Here is a 23,194-nt window from a genome sequence, read left to right as displayed (position 1 = left end):
ACCCCCTGGGGGGTCGCGTAGAGATGGTCCATGGAGGCGTTCGAGAAGTGGGAATCCGAGATCCGTGGCTACAGCCGGGCATACCCGACTGTTTTTGCCTCGGCATCCAATGCGCGTCAGGTCGACGAATCGGGACGTAGTTATCTCGATTTCTTCGCGGGCGCCGGCGTGCTCAACTTCGGGCACAACAACCCGCGCATGAAGCGCGCGATGATCGATTTCCTCGAGGCGGACGGCGTCGCGCACAGCCTCGACATGGCGACCACGACCAAGCGGGACTTCATCGAGAAGTTCGCCGCCACGGTGCTCGCCCCGCGCGACATGACCATGAAGATGCAGTTCATGGGGCCGACGGGCACCAACGCCGTCGAGGCCGCGCTCAAGCTCGCGCGACGCGTGACCGGACGCCGCGACGTGGTGGCGTTCAGCAACGGCTTCCACGGCATGACGCTCGGCTCCCTGGCGCTGACCGCCAACGACTACTTCCGCGCCGCGGCGGGGGTGCCGCTCGAGAACGTCGTGCGGCTGCCGTTCGAGACGGCGCCCGGCGGCGGCGTCCAGCAGCTCGCCGACTTCCGTGCGCTCCTGGAGGACTCCTCGAGCGGCCTGCTCCCGCCGGCGGCCTTCGTCGTCGAGACGATCCAGGCCGAGGGCGGCGTGCACGTCGCGAGCGCGGAGTGGCTGCGCGAGGTCCAGCGCCTCGCCCACGACGTGGGCGCCCTGTTCATCGTGGACGACATCCAGACCGGCTGCGGCCGGACCGGCAGCTACTTCAGCTTCGACGGCATGGGGCTCGACCCGGACATCATCACGCTGGCGAAGGGCCTCGGCGGGTACGGGACCCCGATCGCCATGAACCTCAACAAGCCCGAGCTCGACGCCCACTGGTCACCCGGTGAGCACACCGGCACGTTCCGCGGCCAGGGGCTGTCCTTCGTGGCGGGCAGGGTCGCGCTGGAGTACTTCGACGACGACGAGCTGATGAACCAGGTGGCGGCCAAGCGCGAGACCATGACGGCTGTCCTGGACGACCTCGCCGCAGGCTCGGACGGACGCTTCGAGGTCCGCGGCCGCGGCATGATGCAGGGTCTCGACATCGGTGACGGCGCGCTCGCCAAGGCCATCGCCAAGAAGTGCTTCGACGACGGACTGCTCATCGGTCCTTGCGGGACCGGGGGACGCGTGCTCAAGCTCATCCCGCCGTTGACGATCCCGGACGCCGACCTGGACGAGGGCCTCGAGATCCTCGCCAAGGCCGTCCACAGCACCATCTGACCACCCTGGAGGCCGGTGTGAAGCAGCGCGACGACATGACGTTCCCGTTCGAGGAGTACGAGCGGCGCCTGGGTGACCTGCGCCGACGGATGGCCGACCGGCTCCTGGACGCCGTCGTGATCACCGATCCCGAGAACCTGATGTATCTCACCGACTATCAGACGACGGGGTATTCGTTCTTCCAGGCGCTCGTGGTCCCGTTGACCGAGGAACCCTTCATGATCACGCGGAGCATGGAGGAGTCGAACGTCTATGCGCGCACGTGGGTCGAGCTGACCCGCCCTTATCCGGACACCGGCGACGCGATTCAGAGCCTTGTGCAGTCGCTGCGGGAATTCGGGTTGCACACCAAGGACATCGGGTACGAACGCAACAGCTACTATTTCCCGGCCTATCACCAGGACTACATCCACACCTCGCTCACCGAGGGGCGCCTGCTCGACTGCTTCGGCATCGTCGAGGAGGGTCGCGTGACCAAGTCCCCGGCCGAGATCGAGATCATGAGGAAGGCCGCCCGGGCCACCGAGGTCGGCATGCAGGCCGGGCTGGAGGCCTGCGCGCCCGGGGTGACGGAGAACGAGATCGCCGCGGAGATCAGCGCCGCGATGTTCCGTGCCGGGGGCGAGTTCCCCGCCGTCATGCCGTACGTCGCCTCCGGACCGCGCAGCATGATCGGCCACGCCACCTGGGAGGGCCGCGTCGTCCAGCCGGGCGAGCACGTCTTCCTCGAGGTCGGCGGCTGCTTCCGGCGCTACCACACGGCCATGATGCGCACGGCTGTGCTCGACGACCTCTCACCGTCGTTGGCGGCGGCGCAGCACCGGATGAAGACGGCGCTGGCGGAGGTGAAGAAGGCGATCCGTCCGGGGATCACGGTCTCCGACGCGGACAACATCGTGCGCAGCGTGATCACGGACAACCACGTCGGGGCCCGCCTCATCACCCGCTCCGGGTACTCCATCGGGATCGCGTTCCCGCCGAGCTGGGACGAGGGCTACATCGCCAGCCTCAACCAGGGCAACCCGACGATCCTGCGCGAGGGCATGACCTTCCACATCATCCCGTGGATGTGGGGCGTCGACGGGGACAAGACCGTCGGCATCTCGGACACCGTCTACGTCACCGACCGGGGGTGCGAGTCCTTCTTCACCCTCGACGAGGACTTCACCGTGAAGCCCGACCGGGGGGCCGGAGCCCGCGACGCCGAGTCCGGCGAGGAACGGTCCGACGCCCTGGACAACACCACCCCGATCCGACCCGAAGTCGCCTGAGAGGAGTCTCGATGCTCACTGCGATCGACCCGAGCACGGGCAAGGTCATCCGCGAGGTCGAGCCGGCCGGCCCCGAGAAGGTGGAGGAGATCCTCGCCGCGGCCGCGGACGCCGCCGTCGGGTGGGGACGGTTGACCTTCGACCGGCGGGCGGAGGTCCTGCACGCCGTGGCGACCTACCTGCGTCAGCACGTCGACGAGCTGGCGCCCCTCATGACCGAGGAGATGGGCAAGCCCGTCGGCGAGGCGCGCGGCGAGGTCGCCAAGGCGGCGCTGTGCTTCGACCACTACGCCGACCACGGGGCCGACTACCTGGCGGACGAGATGCTCCCCTCGGACGCCAGCACGAGCTACGTGCAGCACCTGCCGCTCGGCACCGTGCTCGGCGTGCTGCCGTGGAACGCGCCCTTCTGGCTGTGGTCCCGGTTCGCCGCCCCGGCGCTCATGGCCGGCAACACCTGCGTCATGAAGCACGACCCGCACGTCCCGGGCTGCGCGGCCGCGATCGCGGACGTGTTCACGCAGGTCGGTGCCCCGGACGGTGTCTTCCAGAACCTGCCGCTGGAGACCCCGCAGGTGGAGGCCGTCATCCGCGACCCGCGCGTGCACGCCGTGTCCTTCACCGGGTCGGCCCGCGGCGGGGCCGCGGTCGCGAGCACGGCGGCGGCGGAGATCAAGCCGACGGTGCTGGAGCTGGGCGGTTCGGACCCCTGCCTGGTGCTCGCGGACGCCGACCTGGACGCCGCGGCGGACACGGTGGCGCTGTCCCGGATCATCAACGCCGGGCAGTCCTGCATCGCCGCGAAGCGCATCATCGTGGAGAGCGCGGTGTACCCGCAGATGGTCGACAAGCTGCGCGAGCGGCTGGCACGGCTCACCGTCGGGGACCCGGCCGAGGAGTCCACCGACGTCGGGCCCATCGCCCGCGAGGACCTGCGCGAGACGCTGCACCGCCAGGTGACGGAGACCGTCGACGCCGGGGCGCGGCTGCTGCTCGGCGGCGAGCTGCCCGAGGGGGACGGCTGGTTCTACCCCGTGACGATGCTGGCCGACGTCACCGAGGGCATGACCGCCTGCCGCGAGGAGACCTTCGGGCCGGTGATGGTGGTCATGGAGGCCCCGGACGCGGAGGAGGCGCTGGCGATGGCCAACCGCACCGAGTACGGGCTGGCGGCCAGCGTCTGGTCGACGGCGGAGCGCGGCGTGGCGATGGCCCGGCGGATCGAGGCCGGACAGGTCGCGGTCAACGGCATCGTCAAGACGGATCCGCGGCTGCCCAGCGGAGGCGTCAAGCGGTCGGGCTACGGGCGCGAGCTCGGCCCGCACGGCATCCGGGAGTTCGTCAACGTCCAGCAGGTGTGGGTGGGGCCGCGGCAGGACTGAGCCCGTGCGCCGCACCGCCGAGGACGTCGACGCGTACCTGCACGGCGACGACGTGGCCCCTGACCTGGCACGCACCGACGCCGTCGTGCGGGACGTGCTGCCCGGGCTCTCCCGGTCCCTGTGGCGGGGCGTGTTCTGGGGCGGCACCGAGCAGGTGATCATCGGCTACGGCGACATCGTCCAGCCGCGCCCGCGCGGTGCGGACGTCGAGTGGTTCCTGGTCGGCCTCGCCCAGCAGAAGCGGCACCTGAGCCTGTACGTGAACGCCGTCGAGGACGGCGCCTACCTGGGTCGGCGGTACGCCGACCGGCTCGGGCGTGCGAAGGTCGGGGCGGCGAGCATCTCGTTCGCCCGTCTCGACGACCTCGACGAGGCGGTGCTGCGCGAGATGCTCGCGCACGCCGGGCGCACGCTCGACGAGGGGACGCCGCCGACGGCGTGACGTCCGTGCGGGGCCCGGGACGACGAGCCGTCGGGCGCACGCCGCCCCGGGTGCGTGCCGACCGGTGGGCGCGGCGTCTCGCTCCGTGGGTGGTCCCTCGTGGTCAGGCCTCAGACCCGGTAGGTTGCTCGTGTCCTCGACCAAAGGAGGTTCGAGCCTCGTGCAGATCGGTGTCCCTCGGGAGTCGCGCGACGGTGAGCGGCTGGTCGCCGCCACCCCCGCGACCGTCCAGCGTCTGACCGCGCTCGGTTACGACGTGCTCGTCGAGTCCGGAGCCGGCGAGCGGGCGAGCATGCCCACCCGCGCCTACGTCGAGTCCGGTGCGCGGATCGCCGGCCGGGAGGAGGTCTGGGGGTCCGACGTCGTCACCTGCGTCAACGCGCCGGCCCCACCGGAGCTCGAGCTGTTGCGACCCGGCGCCGTGCTGATCTCCCAGATCGGACCGGCCACCCACCCGGAGCTCGTCGACGCGCTGGCCGAGCGGCACGTGACCGCCCTCGCCCTGGACGCCGTCCCGCGCATCTCGCGGGCCCAGGCGCTGGACGTGCTCTCCGCGCAGTCGAACGTCGCCGGCTACCGGTCCGTGGTGGAGGCCGCCGAGGAGTTCGGGGGCATGTTCACGGGACAGGTGACGGCCGCCGGGACCACGCCGCCGGCGACGGTCTTCGTCATCGGTGCGGGGGTCGCGGGGCTCGCCGCGATCGGTACCGCCTCCTCGCTGGGCGCGAAGGTGCGCGCCTTCGACGTCCGCCCCGAGGTCGGGGAGCAGATCGAGTCGCTCGGTGCGACGTTCGTCCAGGCCGAGGGCACGGCGCAGGAGGTCAGCAGCGACGGGTACGCCCGCGAGCTGACCTCCGACCAGGAGGCCGCGACGCAGGCGATGTACGCCGCGGAGTCCGCGGGGGCCGACGTGGTCATCACCACCGCCCTGGTGCGCGGGACGGCACCCACGACCATCACCGCGGCGATGGTGGCCGCCATGAAGCCCGGATCGGTGATCGTCGACCTCGCCGCGCCGGGAGGCGGCAACTGCGAGCTCACGGTGCCGGGGGAGCGGGTCGTCAGCGACAACGGCGTGATCGTCCTGGGCTACACCGACCTGCCCGGGCGGATGCCGCAGCACACCTCCCAGCTCATCGGCACCAACATCGTCAACCTGCTGACGCTGATGACCCCCGCCAAGGACGGTCGCCCGGTGGTCGACCTCGAGGACGTCGTCATCCGCGGTATGACGGTGTGCCGCGAGGGCGAGGTGCTCTGGCCGCCGCCACCCGTCCAGGTCTCGGCGGCACCGGCGGCGCCCGCCGGGCAGCCGGCTCCCGAGCCGGTTCCCGGGCCCGACCCGGAGGAGCTCGCCGCCCGGCGCCGCCGTCGCCGGGTCCGGCGCACCGCCCTGGCCGGGCTGGGTGCCGTCGTCGGTGGTCTCGCGATCGCCGCCTCGCCGCCGGAGTCCGTGGGTCACTTCACGGTGTTCGCGCTGGCGGTCGTGGTGGGCTTCTACGTGATCTCGGCGGTCACGCACGCCCTGCACACCCCGTTGATGGCGCAGACGAACGCCATCAGCGGCATCATCCTCGTCGGTGCCCTGCTGCAGATCGGCACGGACGACTGGCTCGTCACCGGGCTGGCGGTCGTGGCCGCCGCGGTCGCGAGCATCAACGTGTTCGGCGGCTTCCTCGTCGCGAACCGGATGATCCGGATGTTCCGCAAGGGGGCGCCCGCCCCGCACGTGACCGCGCCGACCGGGGAGGCGACCCGATGACCGTGCTCTCGGCCGTGCAGGCCACCTACGTCGTCGCCGGCGTGCTGTTCATCCTCTCCCTCGCGGGGCTGTCGCAGCAGGAGTCGGCGCGCCGCGGCAACGTCCTCGGCATGATCGGCATGGCTCTGGCGCTGGTCGCCACCGTCGCCCTCGCGCTGGAGACCTCCGCACGCCCCTGGCAGGTCACCGCCGGGCTCATCCTGGCGGTCCTCGTCGTCGGGGCCGCCGTCGGCACCTGGCGGGTCCGTCGGGTCGAGATGACCCAGATGCCCGAGCTCATCGCGCTGCTGCACTCCTTCGTCGGACTCGCGGCGGTGCTCGTGGGCTTCGGCTCGTACCTGTCCGAGCCGCAGTCCGACACGGTCCATCTCGTCGAGGTCTTCCTCGGCGTGCTCATCGGCGCCGTGACGTTCACGGGGTCGATCGTCGCCAACCTCAAGCTGTCGGCGCGGATCCGGTCGGCTCCGCTGATGCTCCCCGGCCGGCACTGGCTCAACCTGCTGATGGTGGTCACCTCTGCCGGGCTGCTGGCGTGGTTCCTCACGGCCTCGGGCTCCGGTGCCGACGGTGCGGCCCTGACCGCGCTGGTCCTCATGACGGTGATCGCCCTGGCCCTCGGCTGGCACCTGGTCGCCTCGATCGGCGGCGGCGACATGCCCGTCGTGGTCTCGATGCTCAACTCGTACTCGGGCTGGGCCGCCGCGGCCGCCGGTTTCATGCTGGGCAACGACCTGCTGATCATCACCGGCGCCCTGGTGGGATCCTCCGGTGCGATCCTGTCCTACATCATGTGCCGGGCGATGAACCGGTCGTTCGTCTCCGTCATCCTCGGCGGCTTCGGCGCCGAGCCGGGCAGCCCGGCGGCCGCCGGGGTCGAGGGTGAGCACCGGGAGACGTACGCGGCGGACGTCGCCCAGCAGCTGACGAACGCGACCTCCGTGGTCATCGTGCCGGGGTACGGCATGGCCGTGGCCAAGGCCCAGTACCCGGTGGCGGACCTGACCGACAAGCTGCGGGACCGTGGGGTGAACGTCCGGTTCGGTGTGCACCCCGTCGCGGGCCGTCTGCCCGGCCACATGAACGTGCTGCTGGCCGAGGCCAAGGTGCCCTACGACGTGGTCCTGAGCATGGAGGAGATCAACAGCGACTTCACCACGACCGACGTGGTGCTGGTCATCGGCGCCAACGACACCGTCAACCCGGCCGCGCAGGAGGACCCGGGCTCGCCGATCGCCGGCATGCCGGTGCTCGAGGTGTGGCAGGCGCGTGACGTCGTGGTGTTCAAGCGCTCGATGGCCACCGGGTACGCCGGGGTGCAGAACCCGTTGTTCTTCCGGGAGAACACGGCGATGATCTTCGGCGACGCCAAGGAGCAGGTCGAGCGGATCATCCAGGAGCTGTGAACGACGACGGCCCGGTGCCGGCCCGTCGCGGGGCCGGCACCGGGCCGTCGGGCGACCGCCGTCAGGAGCGGGAGTCCGCCCGGGACTCGTAGACGCTGGCGGGCAGCACGCCGTCGACCGGCTCCGGCAGCCCGGCCGCGGGCTCGTCCGCGGCGCTGGCGGTGGTGTCGATCTCGCGGGCGTCGGCGGGGACGCCGTCGAGGCTGGGCATCATCGCGGCGAGCTGCTGACGCCAGGAGGGGAACTCCTCCGGGAAGCAGCGGTCGAGCACGTCGACCATCGCCGAGACCGCGGTGGACGCCCCCGGCGACGCACCCAGCAGACCGGCGATGGAGCCGTCGGCGGCCGAGACGACCTCGGTGCCGAACTGCAGGACGCCCTTGCCGTCGGCGTCGCGCTTGATCACCTGGACACGCTGGCCCGCGGTGATCTTCTCCCAGTCCTTGGGGTGCGCGGTCGGCATGAACTGCTGCAGGGAGTGGAACTTCGACTCCGGCGCCGCGGCGAGCTGGCCGAGCAGGTACTGGGTCAGGTCGATGTTCTTCAGGCCGGCGCCGAGCATCGAGGTGATGTTGTGGGCGCGCAGCGAGGTGATCAGCCCGAGGTACTTGCCCTGCTTGAGGTACTTGGGGCTGAAGCCGGCGTAGGGACCGAACATCAGGTAGCTCTTGCCGTCGACCACGCGGGTGTCGAGGTGCGGCACGGACATCGGCGGGGCGCCGACGTCGGCCTTGCCGTAGACCTTGGCGTGGTGGCGGGCGACGATCTCGGGGTTGTCGGTGCGCAGGAACTCCCCGGAGATCGGGAAGCCGCCGAAGCCCTTGATCTCGGGGATGCCCGCGGACTGGAGCAGGGGGAGAGCCCCGCCGCCGGCGCCCACGAAGACGAACCGGGCGGTCACGGTGGAGGTGCGGCGCGGGGCGTTCCACGACCGGTCCTTCACCTTGAGCCGCCAGCGACGGTCCTTGGTCCGCTTCAGGGAGGTCACCTCGTGCTGCCGCTGCAGCTCGGCGCCGTGGCGCACCAGGTTGTCGACGAGCTGGCGGGTGAGGTTGCCGAAGTCCACGTCGGTGCCGGCCACGGACCGGGTGGCGGCGACGGGCTCGTCGGCGTCGCGGCCCTCGGTCAGCAGCGGGGTCCAGCGGGCGATCTCGGCGCGGTCGGTGGAGAACTCCATGTCGCGGAACAGCGGGTGCGCGGTCATGGTCGCGTGCCGCCGGCGCAGGAACTCCACGTTCTCGGCCCCGCGCACGAAGGTCATGTGCGGGGTGCGCTGGATGAAGGACTGGTCGGCGAGCTGGCCGGTGGCGAGCAGGTGCTGCCAGAGCTCGCGGGAGGTCTCGAACTGCTCGTTGATCTGCACCGCCTTGGAGATGTCGACGGTGCCGTCGGGCTTCTCCGAGGTGTAGTTCAGCTCGCACAGGGCGGCGTGGCCGGTACCCGCGTTGTTCCACGGGTTCGACGACTCCAGCGCCACGTCGTCGAGCCGCTCGATGATGCGGATCGACCAGGTCGGCTCGAGCTGCTGGATCAGGGTTCCGAGGGTGGCGCTCATGATGCCGCCGCCGACGAGGACGACGTCGACGGCGTCCGAGGGCCGCTGGCGGGGGGCTGTTTCGCGCGAAGTCACCGGGCCATGCTAGGTCGTTGGTGAAAACTGTCACAAAGAATGTGAACAACGTCACAAGGCGTCTGACCTGCAGTGATGCACGTCACACCAGGTCGATCTCGTTCCCGCAGGTCAGGGGCGTGCGGTGCGTCAGGGCCACAGGAGCTCCGTGGTCCAGGCCTCCTCCTGCCCGCCGCGGCGGTACCGCACCCGCGTCTGTCCCGTGCCGCCGCCCGAGCGCCAGAACTCGACGGTCGTCGGCGCCAGGCACCATGCCGTCCACGTCGGCACCACCAGCTCCGGGTCCGCGCGCACCTCCGCCAGTGCGGCGGACCAGGCCTCGCGGTGGTCGGCCAGGTCGTCGAGGACCTCGCTCTGGTGGTCCACCAGCGCCGTGGCGCGGGACCCGGCCGACCGGCTCCGGAGGTCGGCGGCACCGGCCTCCGGGTGCGACGTCACGGCGCCGGTCACCCGGACCTGGCGTCCGACCCCCTGCCAGAGGAAGGTCAGGGCCGCGTGCGGGTTCGCGGCCAGCTCGCGGCCCTTGGGGCTGGTGGCGTGGCCGGCGAACCACCAGCCCGCGGAGCTGAGGTCCGTCAGCAGCACCGTCCGCGCGGCGACGGTGCCGTCGGCACCGGCCGTCGAGAGCGTCATCGCGTGCGGGGCGTGCAGTCCCGCGGCCGCGGCCTCGTCGAACCAGGTCTCGAACAGCTCGTGCGGGGTGCCCGGCAGGACCGAGAGGTCGGTGAGCTCCCAGCCGGACAGGCCGTCGGGGAGGACCTGCAGGTCACGGAGTCGCGCGCGGAAGCTCGTCACTCTCTCACCGTAGCGACCGGAGGACCTCCGAGCGGGTGATCCTGCGTCCTTTTCCGCCCGTTGTGCGGTGTTCACTCTTGTGCACGGGTGCGGGACGGGCGACGATGAGGACAGACCGTGCTGCTGCGCGAAGGAGAGCGATGACGTATCCACCGGGAGCCGTGGGCCGTCCCGAGGGTGGCGGGCGCATCGCGCGCCGCCGTCTCGAGCCGGGCAGCGGTGCCATGACGTCGGTCGCGACCCTCCTGCCTGCCGAGCCGCCTCCGGCCCCGGGTCCGACCGGACCGGTCCCCGCCCGCGGCGCAGGTGTCAACGTGCAGATGGTCCTCGTGGCCGCGGCCCTGGTGATCGCCCTCGTGGCCACCGTCGGGGTCGCGATGCTCTGGTCGGCGAACCGCAAGCTCGCGTCCGAGGTGGACGCGGCCGTCGCGCAGTCCGAGCTGGCCGAGGCCGAGTCCGCCCGGCTGCGCGTCGCGCTCGAGGAGGCGCCGGACACGGCGACGGTCGAGGCGCTGGCCGGGCGGGTCGACGGTGTCGAGTCGTGGACCGGGATGCCTCAGGAGCTCGACGGCATGGACGACCTCCAGACGCGGCTGGTCGAGGTGTCCAACGGCATCGACAGCCTCGAGACGAACCTGGAGGACGGTCTGGGCGGGGTGCGCAACGACCTCGCGACGGTGCGCAACGACCTCTCCAGCGGCCCGCAACCGCCGTCCGCGGCGGACGTCGACGCCCTGCGGGGCGAGGTCGGCGCGCTCCGCGGCGACCTCAGCGCGCTGCGGTCCTCGATCGAGGGGATCCGGCAGGACGTCGGGGTGCTGTGCTGGGCGCTGGGCTACCGCAAGGACGTCTCCGCCTCCTGCTGAGCGCTCAGAAGTAGTCGCGCACGTGCACCGGGCGGCCGGTCCACAGCGCGTCCCAGACGGCGTCGTGGCCGTCGGGACCGTGCAGCTGCCCGGCCAGCCGGAGGTTCGCGCACGTCTGCGACCCGGCGTACGACTGCGCGAGACCGCCCGCGGTGAAGACCGGCCGGTCGGCCGGCGTGCGGGGGGCGGCGTCGTCGGGGTCCACCCGCACCGCACCGTCGGACACGCGCAGGACCCAGGACCCCTCGAGGTCCGGCGTGCGCGGGTCGACCACCGCGAACGGCACCTCGGCGGTCCACGGCGCGAGCCGGGCCGAGCCGAGGGCGCCGGGGACGTCCAGCAGCCGCAGCATGTAGGGGCGTGACGTCGCCGTGGCGGCGTGGTCGGGCAGGACCAGACGGCTCACGTCGGCACCGGACCAGGCGCCCGAGGTCGAGATCCGGGCCGAGCCGACGACGGTGCCGAACGACGCCAGCACGAACCAGAGCGCGCGGGCGGCGTCGGGGGAGAGCGCCACCAGGTCGTCGACCTCGAGCACGCCCGCGCGGTCGTACCCGGCGCCGCGGGTCCAGCTGACGAAACCCAGCACGCCGCCGTCGGCCGCGTCCACGGCCAGCGTGACACCGGTGTAGTCGGCGTCGGGGCCGACCAGGTCCTCGGCGTCCACGGTGAACGGTGCCTCGGTCCGGGTCAGCGGGCCGTTCTGCGCCGCGGCCCACCGCTCGTAGACCGCGCGGACCGCGGGGACGTCGGCCTCGGCTGCGCGCCGGGTCCGTACCCCCGGCGGCCGGCGCAGCGCGGCGAGCGCGGAGAGGGGCACGGTGATCTCGTCGTAGGACCCCACGATCTCGTACCCGAGGCCGCGGTAGACGCCCGGCGCGGACGGGTACAGCGTGGAGACCACCTCGCCGTGCTCCCGCGCCTCGGCCAGCGCCGCCGCCACCAGGGGACGCAGCAGCCCCGTCCCGCGGTGCTCCGCGGCGACCGTGACGCCGCCGAGGCCCGCGGTCGGCACCCGTGCGCCGTGGAACCAGGAGGTGAAGGACCGCACGGTGGCGCGGGCGGCGAGCCCGCCGTCCACCCACGCGCCCCACGGCCTCGACCCCGCCGGCGGCCATCCGTCGGCGTCCGGCACCGGGGCCGCGCCGCCGAAGGCCTCCTGCTGGAGCCTGCGGGAGGCCTCGGCATCGGCGAAGGGCAGCCGGCGGACGTCATGGCTCACATCACGACGATAGCCGGGCAGGCGTAGCGTGACGCTCGTGGACACGGCTGTGCAGCGACGCGTGCTGGTCGTCGCGATCCTCGCCTCGTTCGTCTCGTTCCTCGACGGGACCGTCGTCAACGTCGCCCTGCCCGCGATCGCGGACGAGCTCGGCGGTCCGGGCGAGGCCGGGCTCACGCTGCAGCAGTGGGTCGTCGACGGCTACCTCGTGACCCTCGGGTCGTTCATCCTGCTGGCCGGCTCGCTGTCCGACGTGCACGGTCGGCGGCGCGTCCTCCTCGTCGGGCTCATCGGCTTCGCCGCCGCCTCGGTCCTGTGCGCCGTCGCCCCCACCGGCCCGGTGCTGGTGGTGGCGCGGCTGCTGCAGGGTGTCGCCGGGGCCCTGCTGGTCCCGAGCTCGCTGGCGCTGATCATCTCGACGTTCGACGGTCCCGCGCAGGGGAGGGCGATCGGACGCTGGACGGCCTGGACCGGGACCGCGATGATCGTCGGCCCCTTCGTCGGCGGCGGGCTCGTCGACCTCATCTCGTGGCGGTGGGTGTTCTGGATCAACGTCCCCGTCGTCGTGGTCAACCTGGTGCTGCTCCGGCGCGTGCCGGAGGCCGAGGCCACGGTGCGGCGCCGGATCGACGTCCCCGGTGCCGCCCTGGCCGCTCTCGGGCTGGCCGCCGCCGTGCTCGGACTCATCGAGGAGTGGTGGCCCGTCGTGATCGTCGGCGCGGTGCTCCTGGCCGCCTTCGTCGTGGTCGAGCGGCGCGCCCCGGACCCGATGCTCCCGCCGCGCCTGTTCCGGTCGCGGACCTTCGCCTGGGGCAACGTCGCGACGTTCGCCGTGTACGGGGCGCTGGCCTTCGGCGGGTTCGTGCTGACGCTGTTCCTGCAGCAGGTCGCCGGGTACTCGGCTACCGCCGCCGGCGTCGCCCAGCTGCCGACGACCTTCGCGATGCTGGCGCTGTCGACCCTGTTCGGCACCCTGGCCGGGCGGTACGGCGCCCGCTGGTTCATGACGGTCGGGCCGATCGTCGCGGGCGGCGGGTTCCTGCTGATGCTGGGCATGGACGCGGAGGCCACCTACCTCACCCAGGTGCTGCCGGGCATCCTCGTGTTCGGCCTGGGACTGGCGATCACGGTGGCCCCGCTGACCTCGGCGATCCTCGGCGCGGTCCCGAGGGCCGACGCCGGGATCGCCTCGGCCGTCAACAACGCGGTCTCCCGGGTGGCCGGGCTGGTCGTCATCGCCTTCGCCGGTGTCATCCTCGGTGGCGTGCTCGACGTCGAGTCCTTCCACCGGGCGCTGCTGGTGACCGCGGGGCTGCTCGTGGCGGGCGGTCTGGTGAGCATGGTCGGCATCCGGGACACCCGGACCGCCCCGGAGGAGGTCACGTGAGGATGCTCGTGCTCGGCGGCACCGTGTTCCTGTCACGCGCCGTCGCCGCCTTCGCCGTCGCCCGCGGCCACGAGGTCGTCGCGGTGCACCGCGGCCGCTCCGGCACCGTGCCGGACGGCGTGCGCCAGGTGGTGCACGACCGTGCGGACCCGTTGCCGGCGGCGCTCGCGGGCGAGCCGTTCGACGCCGTCGTCGACGTCTCGCGCACCCCGTCGCACGTGCGGCGCGCCGTCGCGGCGTGGCCGGACGCGCACTGGGTGCTCGTGTCGACGATCAGCGTCTACGCGGACGTCGCCGACCCCGGTGGCCCGGGTGTCGGCCGGCTGGTCGAGGCCCAGCCGGAGGACGTCGACCTCGCCGCGGACCCCGCCGCTTACGGGCCGATGAAGGTCGCCTGCGAGAACGCGGTGCACGACGGTGCGGCGAGCGCCACCGTCGTGCGGCCGGGACTCGTCGTGGGACCCGGCGACCCGTCCGGACGGTTCGCCTACTGGCCCGCCCGGATGCGGCGGGTGCTCGACGCCCGCCCGGAGGACCTCCTGTCCGCGGACGTGCTGGCACCCGGGGACCCGGCCGACCGCGTCCAGGTGATCGACGTCCGCGACCTGGCCGTCTGGATCGTCGACCTGGCCGAGCACCGGGCGGTGGGGACGTTCGACGCCGTCGCACCCGCCGTGCCGATCGGCGAGCTGCTGGCGGACGTCGCCCGCGGCTGCGGGGCCGCACCGCGCTGGCGCTGGGTGGACGGCGACCGCCTCGCCGCGCTCGGCGTCCGCCCGTGGGCCGGGGAGCGGTCGCTGCCGCTGTGGCTGCCCCGCCCGGGGTACGACGGCATGGTGACCCACGCCGCGGACCCGGCGCTGCTGGCGGGTCTGTCCGTCCGACCGGTCGAGGAGACCGCTGCCGACGTGCTCGACTGGTTGCGCGCCGACCCCGAGGCCGCGGTGACCGGGCTGACCGCGGCGCAGGAGGCGGACGTGCTGGCCCGGTCGGGAGCCGACGGGCCGGGCGCCCCGCACCGCTGACCGGGCACAGGAGCATCGCCGGGGCGCGCGGCTGAGCGCCGCGACGGCCGGCGGTCGCTCAGGAACCCTCCACGGGGTTGCACCGGGCGGCCAGCACGGCGACCAGCCCGACGTCGGGTCGCCACGGCTCCAGGTTCCAGGTGTCCTTCTGCGGAGCCCCGAGCGCATGGCAGCGCAGCTGGTCGTGCATCGTGGCGGTGTCCGCCTCCGGGTCGGCGGCCGCGAGCTCCGCCCGGACGAGCTCGACGCCCGCCACCCCCGCCGACCGGGCCCACGCCGTCGGGTCGACGGCCAGGGACCGCCCGCCCTCGCGCTCGCCCCACGTGGCGTCGACGAGACCCCTGGTGCCCACCGTGGTGCTCACGTCGCCGGGATCGGACGTCCCCCCGTCGCCGGTCCGCACCAGCTCCACGTGCCGGGTGTCGACCTGCCGGAACACGGCGGGCCCGTCGGGCGCGCTCAGCCCGGCGACCGGCGTGCCGCCGTCGGGCGCGCCCAGCACGCCGACGCTGCCGTCCGCGTGCTGGACGAAGCCGCCCTCCGGCAGGGCGAAGGTCAGCGGGAGCGCTCCGGACGGGACGGTGAGCGCCGTCGTCGTGCCGGAGCCCTCGGGACGCGGTGCCGTGGAGTCCGTCCAGCGGCCCGTGACGTCCAGCCCGAGGTCGCCGGCCACGAGCTCGAGACGTGCCACGGGTGAGGCCGAGGGCGACGAGGGACTCGGCGCGGGCGGTGTGCTGCTCGCCGCGGGTGGTGAGGTCCGGGCCTCGTCGTCCGGCCCGCCGTCGTCTCCCGGCGCGCACGACGTCAGCAGCACGGCGAGGACGGCCGTCGCGGCCACGGGGCCGGGGCCGCCGGTGGGGGAGTGGCGCACGGTCCCAGTGTGCGGGGTCCGTCGCCCGACCTCGCGCCGACCGGCGGGTCGTGGCTCCGGACGCACGACGGCCCGGGGACGCGCTGCGGCGTCCCCGGGCCGTCCGCGGGATGGTCGCGAGATCAGACCTTCACGACGATCTTGCCGCGCACGTGGCCGGTCTCGCTCGCCCGGTGCGCCGCGGCGGCGTCCGCCAGGTCGTAGACCTCGGCCACCTCGACGCCGACGGTGCCCTCGTCGATCAGGGCGCCGAGCTCGGCCAGGTCCTCCGTCGAGGGGCGCACCCACACGTACTGACCGCCGTGCTCGTCGCGGGCGGCCGGGTCGGCGATCGAGGAGATGGTGCCGCCGGGGGCGAGCACGTCCGCGCTGACCGCCACGGCGTCGCCGCCGACGTAGTCCAGCGCCACGTCGACGCCCTCGGGCGCGAGGGCGCGGACGCGGTCGGCCAGGCCGTCGCCGTACGTCACGGGCTCGGCACCGAGCGACCGCAGGAAGTCGTGGTTGCCCTCGCTCGCGGTGCCGATCACGCGGGCCCCGCGGGCCTTGGCGATCTGGACCGCGAACGAGCCGACGCCACCGGCCGCGGCGTGCACGAGCACCGTCTGGCCCGAGGCCACGCCGGCACGCCGGATCGACTGCAGCGCCGTCAGGCCGGTCAGCGGCACGGCGGCCGCCTCCTCGAAGCTGAGGGTCGACGGCTTCGGCGCGAGGGTGCGCACCGGAGCGGCGACCTTCTCGGCGAAGGTCCCGCCGTGCACCCAGTCCTTGCGGACGTAGCCGTAGACCTCGTCGCCCACGGAGTACTCGGGGGTGTCCAGGCCGACCTGCTCGACCACGCCGGCCACGTCCCAGCCCGGGACGACCGGGAACTGGGTGTCCAGCAGACCGTCGAGGTAGCCCTCGCGGACCTTCCAGTCGACGGGGTTGACCGAGGCCGCCTTCACGCGGACGACCACGACGTCCGCACCCGGGTGCGGGTCGGGCTGCTCGGTGAGCTCGAGGACGTCGGCGCTTCCGTACTGGGCATAGGTGATGGCTCGCATGTCACGGGCAACCGAGCACCTGCCGCGAGCATTCCGTGGCCTCGCGCACACCGGTCCGGATCCGGACCCATCCGCCGCGCGGGGTGCTCCGAACCCTCGACAGGTCGCGAACGCCGCGACCCGGACGAAGGGATCGATCATGAAGGCACGTACCCGCGCAGCGCTCGTCGCGCCCGCCCTCTCGCTCGCCGGCCTGCTGGCCGTGACCGGACCGGCCGCCGCGGCCGACGGCACCGCCTCCGGCGACCTCACGCCGGTGCCGCTGAACGGCGTCGACGGCGGCGGCGACGCGATGGTCTGGGTCGACGGCACGACCGTGACGGTCGAGTTCGCGGCCTCGGGCCTGCTCGCCGGCAGCCCGCACGCCGCGCACCTGCACTACGGCGAGGACGCCGCGAACCAGTGCCCGACCGAGGCCGACGACGCCGACGGTTCGGGCACCATCACCACCACCGAGGGCGTGCCGTCCTACGGCTCGGTCCAGGTGTCCCTGACCACCGAGGGCGACACCTCCGGCGACTCGGCGCTCGCCGTCGACCGCTTCGACACCGCCGCGGGCGGCAGCATCGACTACCAGCGCGGTGAGATCGAGGTCTCGCAGGACCTCGCCGACGACATCCTCGCCGGTGACGTGGCCCTGGTCGTCCACGGCGTCGACCACGACGGCAGCGGTGCCTACGACGGCGACACCCCCTCGGACCTCGACCCGTCGCTGCCGGCCGAGGCCACCGACCCGGCCCTGTGCGGCATCCTGGCCGCCTCGCAGATGGACGAGATGCCCGCCGGCGGCGTGCAGACCGGGACCGGCAGCACCGCCGGGACCGGGAACGCCGCCCTGATCGCCGGTGGCGGCGTCGCGCTGCTCGCCGGTGCGGGCGTGGGTGCCGGTCTGGTGGCCCGCCGTCGTCGCACGGCGCAGGACTCCTGATGCGTCGCCGACGCGTGGCCGTCGTCCTCGCCGCCGGGCTGGTGCTCGGCGGCGGGACGGCGGTCGCCGTCGGGTTCGGCGTCCAGGGAGGAGCCACCCCGGGTCCGGCCGCGGCGCCCGGCACGGCGGCCGCGACGTCCCCGGACCCGGTCACGTCGGCCCGAGCGGTACCCGCCCCGACGTCCGCCGCCTCGTCCGCGGCGCCGTCGCCGGCGGAGCCGCCGCGGCAGGAGCGTGCCGCGCTGCCGGAGCAGGTGCGGATCCCGGCCGTCGGCGTCGCCTCGGACCTGCTGCACCTGGGGCTGAACGACGACGGCACGATCGAGGTCCCCGCCGGGGACGACATCGACCGCGCGGCGTGGTTCGACGGGTCACCGCGTCCGGGCGAGGACGGCCCCGCCGTCATCGAGGGGCACGTCGACAGCCCGAACGGGCCGTCGGTCTTCTTCCGCCTCGCGGAGCTGGAACCCGGCCAGGAGATCCACGTCGACCGCCGGGACGGCTCCACGGCGACGTTCGTCGTCGACCGGGTGGAGCAGTACCCCAAGAAGCAGTTCCCGACGCGCGCGGTGTACGCCAACACCGACGGGGCCGAGCTGCGGGTCATCACCTGCGGCGGGGCCTGGGACGCGGACTGGGGGCACTACGTGGACAACACGGTGGTCTACGCCCACGAGGCGTGAGCTCACTCGACCCGCACCGCGCGCGGGTCCTTGTCGTCGCGGATCCCGCGCCACACGGCGTGGCGCAGGCTCCCCTCGCCGGGGGCGTCGCCCGTCCAACCCGTGTGGCGCACCTCGACGACCACGTCGGGGGAGACCCACCGGGCGCCGGCGGCGTCGATCGCCGGGACGTCGCCGACCGGCGCCGTCGGGCGCTCCTGCCCGGCGAGCCGGTCGGCGAGCTCGCGGCGTACGCGGTCGGAGAACCCGGTGCCCACCCGGCCCACGTACCGCCAGCCGTCGTCCTCGACGGGCAGGGCCAGCAGCAGGCCACCCACGGAGCGGGGGTCCTCGGTGGGCGTGCCGACCCGCAGCGGACGCCAGCCGATCACCACGGCCTCCTGGGTCGGCGTGTGCTTGATCTTGAGCCACTCCCGCGACCGGTGCCCGGCCGTGTAGCCGGCGTGGCGCCGCTTGGCGACCAGTCCTTCCAGGCCGAGCCGGCGGGACTCGGCCAGGGCCTCCTCGGCCGTGCCCTCCAGCGCCGTCGGCACGTGGACGGGGGAGCGGGGGGAGACGACCCGTGCCAGGGCGGCGCGCCGCTCGTCGTAGGGGTGGTCCGTGATGTCGACCCCCGCGACCCGCAGCGCGTCGAAGAGCACCAGGTCGACGCCGACCCGCCGCCGCGCCCTTTCGACCTCGCGGGGCTTCGCGAGGTTGGCACGCTGCTGCAGACGGCGGAAGCTCGGTCGCCCGTCGGGGTCCAGGGCGACGACCTCGCCGTCCAGGACGAGCGGGAGGTCCGCGGCACGGACCATGCCCCCCACCGCCTGCAGCTCGGGGAAGGTCGGGGTCAGGTCCCGGCCCGACCGGGAGGTCAGCCGCACCCGCATTGGTGGTGCCCCGTGCCCGGGTGACGCCTCGTCCTCGGCCGACGCACGGTCCCCGTGCTGCGCGGACGCCTCGGGCGGCAGCACCTCGACGATCGTGCGGAAACCGTCCCACTTGGCCTCGAACGCCCAGTCGTCCGGGGTCAGCCGGGCCAGCTCCGCCTCGCTCGCGCTCGTCGCGAGCATCGGACGGGGCGCGGCCAGGGTGGCGGCCGACGGCGGCGGTGCGACGGCGGACCCGCCGTCGGACGTCACCGGTGCGGCGTCGCCGGGCTGGGCCTTCGTGCGGTGGATCAGCCACGACTTCTGGTCGTCCCCGCCGCGTCCGCCGGTGCGGATCAGCGCGAGCCGCCGCGACCCGCGGCGCTCGCTGTGGAGGGTGACGATGACCTCGGCACCCTCGCGCCACTTCTCCAGGTCGTAGGTCCCGGCGTCCCAGATCGTCACCTCCCCGGCGCCGTACTCGCCGGCCGGGATCGTGCCCTCGAAGTCGCCGTAGGCCAGGGGGTGGTCCTCGGTCTGCACGGCGAGATGGTTCTGCGCGGGGTCGGTGGGTTCCCCCTTCGGCAGCGCCCAGCTCACCAGGACACCCTCGTGCTCGAGCCGGAAGTCCCAGTGCAGACGGCGGGCGTGGTGCTCCTGGACGACGAACCGGGGCGCCGCGTCGACGGGGCGGTCGGTGTCGCTGTCGAACGGTTCCGGGGTCCGTCCCGGGTCACGTTTGGCGCGGTAGGTCTCCAGCCGCTCGAACGACGCCAGGTGCTCCGGCGTCGGCTCGAGGCGGTCCAGGTGACCGGCCAGCAGCGGGGTCAGCAGGTCACCGTCGCGGGCGACGCGCTCCAGCACCTCGGGGTAGGTGAGCTGGCCGAGGTCCGGGTCGTCGAGCTCGTCCCAGGTACGGGGCGCGGCGACGGTCGGGCGCTCCCGTCCGCGCAGCGAGTAGGGCGTGATCGTGGTCTTGGACCCGTTGTTCTGCGACCAGTCGACGAACACCTTGCCCGCCCGCAGCGAGCGCTTCATCTCGGCGACCACGTGGTCGGGATGCTCGGTGGCGAGGTGCTGGGCGAGCTCCTTGGCGACGGCGGAGACGTCGTCGCTGGTGAGGTGACCGTGCGGTCCGGTGAGCGGTGCGTACAGGTGCAGGCCCTTGGACCCGCTGGTCACGGGCAGCAGCTCCAGGCCCGTCCCGGCGAGGATGTCGCGGGCCCACCGGGCGACCCGGGCGCACTCGGGCAGCCCGACGCCGGGACCCGGGTCGAGGTCCAGCACCAGGCGGTCCGGGGGCAGCGGGTCACCGGTGCGCCCGAACCGCCACTGCGGGACGTGGATCTCCAGGGTGGCGGTCTGGCCCAGCCAGGTGAGCGTGGCCAGGTCGTCGACGAGCACGTAGTCGTTGACGGAGTGCCGGTGCCGGATGGTGCGTCGCGGTACCCAGTCGGGGGTGGAGGCGTCGAGGTTCTTCTGGAAGAACGACTGGCCCTCGACGCCGTCGGGCCATCGCTTGCGGGTGGCCGGCCGGTGCGCCGCGTGCGGGACGAGGACGTCCGCGACCCGGGCGAGGTACTGCAGCACCTCGCCCTTGGTGGTGCCGGTGGCGGGGTACAGCACCTTGTCCAGGTTCGTCAGGGTCAGGCTGCGCCCCTCCACCGACACGCGCTGGGGCTGCCGGCTCACGTGTTCATCCTGGCCATGGATCTGCCGCGATGCCTTGTGGACGGAGTCGCAGATCGTGATACTCGGTACCGGTGCTCACCGTCGAGCGCCGGACGAAACAACGAAGGAGTTGTCTCATGCCCCTCGCCCCCCGTCGACGGTTGGCCGCCGCGCTCGCGTCCGCCACCGTCCTCGTCGCCGGCTGCCTCGTCCCGGCGGCCGCGGCCGCCCCGCCCCCCGAGGAGTACGTCGCCCTCGGCGACTCCTACTCCGCCGGGTCGGGCATCCTGCCGCTGGCCCCGGACGCCCGACCGGTCTGCCTGCAGAGCACCCGCAACTACCCGCACCTGGTGGCCGACCGGGTCGGTGCGGACCTGACCGACGTCAGCTGCTCCGGTGCCGAGACGGGGGACCTCTACCGGAACCAGCACCTGTTCGTGCCCGCCCAGCTCGACGCGCTCACCTCCAAGACCGACGTCGTCACGCTGACCATCGGCGGCAACGACAACAGCACGTTCATCAGCGCCATCCTCAAGTGCGGGTCGCTGGGTGCGCTCACGGTGGGCTTCGGCAGCCCGTGCAAGAACACCTACGGGAGCCACTTCACCGACCAGGTCGAGCAGGTCACCTACCCCGCCGTGCGGCAGGCCCTGCTGGACATCCAGGAGCGCGCGCCGAAGGCCGAGGTCGCCATCGTGGGCTACCCCTGGATCGTGCCGGCGGAGAAGGGCTGCTTCGCCAAGATGTCGATCGCGCAGGGCGACATCCCCTACCTGCGCGACCTGCAGGCCACCCTCAACGGCGTGATCGAGCAGGCCGCCGCCGAGACGGGGGCGACGTTCGTCGACATGGCGGAGCGCAGCGAGGGCCGTGACGCCTGCGCGCCGTACGGGGAGCGGTGGATCGAGCCGATCCTCTTCGGCACCAACGTCGTGCCGGTGCACCCCAACGCCCGCGGCGAGGCGGGGATGGCCGACGCCGTCCTCGCGACGCTCGGCCGCTGAGGAACCGCGGGGCGGCGAGCTCGTCGGCGCGCCGCCCCGCGCCCGGCCCCGGGTGGGATACTCGTCGCCGTGGAGATCCCCGTCGCCTGGTCGCTCGTGCTCGTCGTCGCCGCCGTGTGGAACCTCGTGGTGTGGCCGCCGTTCTGGAAGCGGGTCACGCGCGACCCGCGGGCCCGTGACGACGCCGGGCGGCCCACCCGTTTCTACACCGTCCACGCCGTGCTGGTGGGGGTGTCCCTGCTCCTGGGTGCCCTCGTCGGTGTCGTGGGGGTCCTGGGCCTGCTCGGCTGACCGGTCGCGTCCGGTGACCGCCCGCGTGACCATGGGGTGATGAGGGCGATCTGGAAGGGCGCCGTGACGTTCGGGCTCGTGAACGTCCCGGTGAAGATCTACAGCGCCACCGAGGACCACGACGTGTCGCTGCACCAGGTGCACGACGCCGACGGCGGTCGCATCCGCTACCGGCGCGTGTGCGAGGTGTGCGGCGAGACGGTGCCGTACGAGCACATCGACAAGGCCTACGACGACGGCGAGCACGTCGTGGTGCTGACCCGGGCGGACTTCGCCGCGCTGCCGGCGGAGTCGAACCGCGAGATCGAGGTCGTCGAGTTCGTCCCCAGCGACCAGGTCGACCCGATCCTGCTCGACCGGTCCTACTACCTCGAGCCGGACTCGAAGAGCCCGAAGGCCTACGTGCTGCTGCGCCGCACCCTCGAGGAGACCGACCGCACCGCGATCGTGAAGTTCGCGCTGCGTCAGCGCACCCGGCTGGCGGCGCTGCGCGTGCGCGAGGAGGTGCTCACGCTGCAGACGCTGCTGTGGGCCGACGAGATCCGGGCGGCGGAGTTCCCCGCGCTCGACGGGTCGACGTCGGTGAGCGACAAGGAGCTGGCGATGTCCGCCCAGCTCGTGTCGGCCTACGAGGCGGACTTCGCGCCCGAGGAGTACACCGACGAGTACCAGGCCCAGCTGCGGCAGCTCATCGACGCGAAGATCGAGCAGGGCGACACGGTGGACGCCGCCGAGACCTTCGGCGAGCAGCCGGAGGGTGAGGGCGCCGAGGTCGTCGACCTGATGGAGGCGCTGCGCCGCTCGGTCGAGGCCCAGCGCCGGACGGGCTGACGGCGGGCGTCAGCCCGTGGTCGTCCGACGCAGGCTGTCGACGAGGGTGAGCAGCTCCTCCAGCGGCGGCGGTGCGGCGCCCAGCGACGTGCGGTGGTAGATCCCGTCGGACAGCAGCACGACCGCCCGGGCGACGGCGGGGTCACCGACCTCCTCGACGACGGCGTCGGTCCACGCCTGCTCGGCCGCGTCCAGCGCCCCGCGGGCCCGGGGGTACGCACCGCGGGCCAGCTCGGCGACCGCGAGGTAGGCACGGTCGAACTCGTGGCCGACGTCGGAGGAGGTGCGCAGCAGGTAGTGCACCGGGCCCCCGCGATCCGCGCGCATCGCGGCCGCGTCGGCGGCGATGAGGTTGGTGAGATGCTCGACGAGCCCGTCGACCAGGGCGTCCTTGGACCCGAAGTGGTAGAGCAGGCCGCCCTTGGAGACGCCGGCGTGGTCGGCGACCGCGTCGAGGGTGGCGGACCGTTCCCCGGAGGTGACGAGGAGGTCGGTGAACGCCTCGAGCACCTTTGCTCGAGCTGCGGGAGGGGGAGGCATGGTTGCACCCTACCGGCG

The 23,194-nt window shown here is 73.2% G+C and carries 21 protein-coding genes; 14 read left to right on the top strand and 7 right to left on the bottom strand.

Annotated elements, in window-relative coordinates:
* Positions 1-30 precede the first annotated feature (30 nt).
* From Q6349_RS12520 to pntB, 6 genes are all read left to right on the top strand, one after another.
* Positions 31-1,275 carry an aspartate aminotransferase family protein gene (locus Q6349_RS12520; protein ID WP_304604340.1) on the top strand — a complete coding sequence of 415 codons (1,245 nt, stop codon included), beginning with the start codon at positions 31-33 and terminating at the stop codon, positions 1,273-1,275.
* A gap of 17 nt (positions 1,276-1,292) precedes the next feature.
* A complete protein-coding gene (gene doeA, locus Q6349_RS12515) occupies positions 1,293-2,546 on the top strand; it encodes an ectoine hydrolase (protein ID WP_171247905.1) in 1,254 nt (417 codons plus the stop codon).
* 11 nt (positions 2,547-2,557) lie between these two features.
* On the top strand, positions 2,558-3,928 hold the full coding sequence (locus Q6349_RS12510; RefSeq protein ID WP_171247906.1) for an NAD-dependent succinate-semialdehyde dehydrogenase: 1,371 nt from the start codon (positions 2,558-2,560) through the stop codon (positions 3,926-3,928).
* A gap of 4 nt (positions 3,929-3,932) precedes the next feature.
* Positions 3,933-4,370, top strand: a complete 438-nt coding sequence (locus Q6349_RS12505; RefSeq protein WP_304604339.1) for a DUF1801 domain-containing protein — start codon at positions 3,933-3,935, stop codon at positions 4,368-4,370.
* Positions 4,371-4,530: 160 nt separating this feature from the next.
* Positions 4,531-6,132: a Re/Si-specific NAD(P)(+) transhydrogenase subunit alpha gene (locus Q6349_RS12500; RefSeq protein ID WP_304604338.1), complete on the top strand. Its 1,602-nt coding sequence runs from the start codon at positions 4,531-4,533 to the stop codon at positions 6,130-6,132.
* Positions 6,129-7,535 carry a Re/Si-specific NAD(P)(+) transhydrogenase subunit beta gene (gene pntB, locus Q6349_RS12495; protein WP_304604337.1) on the top strand — a complete coding sequence of 469 codons (1,407 nt, stop codon included), beginning with the start codon at positions 6,129-6,131 and terminating at the stop codon, positions 7,533-7,535. Before Q6349_RS12500 ends, pntB begins: the two co-directional genes overlap by 4 nt.
* Before the next feature lie 61 nt (positions 7,536-7,596).
* Here pntB and mqo read toward each other — a convergent pair whose 3' ends face one another.
* Together mqo and Q6349_RS12485 are read right to left on the bottom strand one after the other, a co-directional pair.
* On the bottom strand, positions 7,597-9,165 hold the full coding sequence (mqo, locus tag Q6349_RS12490; protein ID WP_304604336.1) for a malate dehydrogenase (quinone): 1,569 nt from the start codon (positions 9,163-9,165) through the stop codon (positions 7,597-7,599).
* 129 nt (positions 9,166-9,294) lie between these two features.
* Entirely contained in the window at positions 9,295-9,960 is a 666-nt protein-coding gene (locus Q6349_RS12485; protein ID WP_304604335.1) for a pyridoxal 5'-phosphate synthase, read from the bottom strand.
* A 140-nt stretch (positions 9,961-10,100) separates the two neighbouring features.
* Between Q6349_RS12485 and Q6349_RS12480 the strand changes: the two genes are divergently transcribed.
* On the top strand, positions 10,101-10,826 hold the full coding sequence (locus tag Q6349_RS12480) for a hypothetical protein (protein ID WP_171247912.1): 726 nt from the start codon (positions 10,101-10,103) through the stop codon (positions 10,824-10,826).
* A gap of 4 nt (positions 10,827-10,830) precedes the next feature.
* Here the strand turns inward: Q6349_RS12480 and eis are convergent, their stop codons facing one another.
* On the bottom strand, positions 10,831-12,048 hold the full coding sequence (gene eis / locus Q6349_RS12475; RefSeq protein ID WP_304604334.1) for an enhanced intracellular survival protein Eis: 1,218 nt from the start codon (positions 12,046-12,048) through the stop codon (positions 10,831-10,833).
* 37 nt (positions 12,049-12,085) lie between these two features.
* On the opposite strand from eis, the gene Q6349_RS12470 reads away from it, so the two are divergent.
* A complete protein-coding gene (locus tag Q6349_RS12470) occupies positions 12,086-13,435 on the top strand; it encodes an MFS transporter (protein WP_304604333.1) in 1,350 nt (449 codons plus the stop codon).
* Between the two features lie 2 nt (positions 13,436-13,437).
* Entirely contained in the window at positions 13,438-14,460 is a 1,023-nt protein-coding gene (locus Q6349_RS12465) for an NAD-dependent epimerase/dehydratase family protein (RefSeq protein WP_304604471.1), read from the top strand.
* A 58-nt stretch (positions 14,461-14,518) separates the two neighbouring features.
* On the opposite strand, the gene Q6349_RS12460 is transcribed toward Q6349_RS12465, so the two are convergent.
* Both Q6349_RS12460 and Q6349_RS12455 read right to left on the bottom strand, forming a co-directional pair.
* Positions 14,519-15,331, bottom strand: coding sequence for a DUF2599 domain-containing protein (locus Q6349_RS12460; protein WP_304604332.1), 813 nt, complete (start codon positions 15,329-15,331; stop codon positions 14,519-14,521).
* A 122-nt stretch (positions 15,332-15,453) separates the two neighbouring features.
* Positions 15,454-16,377, bottom strand: a complete 924-nt coding sequence (locus tag Q6349_RS12455) for an NADP-dependent oxidoreductase (protein ID WP_304604331.1) — start codon at positions 16,375-16,377, stop codon at positions 15,454-15,456.
* A gap of 139 nt (positions 16,378-16,516) precedes the next feature.
* On the opposite strand from Q6349_RS12455, the gene Q6349_RS12450 reads away from it, so the two are divergent.
* A complete protein-coding gene (locus tag Q6349_RS12450) occupies positions 16,517-17,305 on the top strand; it encodes a hypothetical protein (RefSeq protein WP_304604330.1) in 789 nt (262 codons plus the stop codon).
* Complete coding sequence (locus Q6349_RS12445; protein ID WP_304604329.1) at positions 17,305-17,988, top strand: class F sortase; 684 nt, start codon at positions 17,305-17,307, stop codon at positions 17,986-17,988. The genes Q6349_RS12450 and Q6349_RS12445 overlap by 1 nt, the downstream gene beginning before the upstream one ends.
* Before the next feature lie 2 nt (positions 17,989-17,990).
* On the opposite strand, the gene Q6349_RS12440 is transcribed toward Q6349_RS12445, so the two are convergent.
* The gene (locus tag Q6349_RS12440; protein WP_304604328.1) at positions 17,991-20,531 is read right to left on the bottom strand and encodes an ATP-dependent DNA ligase; all 2,541 of its coding nucleotides are present in this window, start codon (positions 20,529-20,531) and stop codon (positions 17,991-17,993) included.
* Between the two features lie 116 nt (positions 20,532-20,647).
* Between Q6349_RS12440 and Q6349_RS12435 the strand changes: the two genes are divergently transcribed.
* The 3 genes from Q6349_RS12435 (at position 20,648) to Q6349_RS12425 (ending at position 22,636) form a co-directional block, all read left to right on the top strand.
* Positions 20,648-21,514 carry an SGNH/GDSL hydrolase family protein gene (locus Q6349_RS12435; protein ID WP_304604327.1) on the top strand — a complete coding sequence of 289 codons (867 nt, stop codon included), beginning with the start codon at positions 20,648-20,650 and terminating at the stop codon, positions 21,512-21,514.
* Between the two features lie 69 nt (positions 21,515-21,583).
* Entirely contained in the window at positions 21,584-21,805 is a 222-nt protein-coding gene (locus Q6349_RS12430; RefSeq protein ID WP_304604326.1) for an SCO4848 family membrane protein, read from the top strand.
* Between the two features lie 39 nt (positions 21,806-21,844).
* Positions 21,845-22,636, top strand: a complete 792-nt coding sequence (locus tag Q6349_RS12425; RefSeq protein ID WP_304604325.1) for a Ku protein — start codon at positions 21,845-21,847, stop codon at positions 22,634-22,636.
* A 9-nt stretch (positions 22,637-22,645) separates the two neighbouring features.
* Here Q6349_RS12425 and Q6349_RS12420 read toward each other — a convergent pair whose 3' ends face one another.
* Positions 22,646-23,176: a TetR/AcrR family transcriptional regulator gene (locus Q6349_RS12420; protein ID WP_304604324.1), complete on the bottom strand. Its 531-nt coding sequence runs from the start codon at positions 23,174-23,176 to the stop codon at positions 22,646-22,648.
* Positions 23,177-23,194: the final 18 nt, after the last annotated feature.

Source organism: Isoptericola sp. 178, assembly GCF_030586525.1.
Lineage (GTDB): Bacteria > Actinomycetota > Actinomycetes > Actinomycetales > Cellulomonadaceae > Isoptericola > Isoptericola sediminis.
This window is presented reverse-complemented; position numbering and strand designations above follow the sequence as displayed.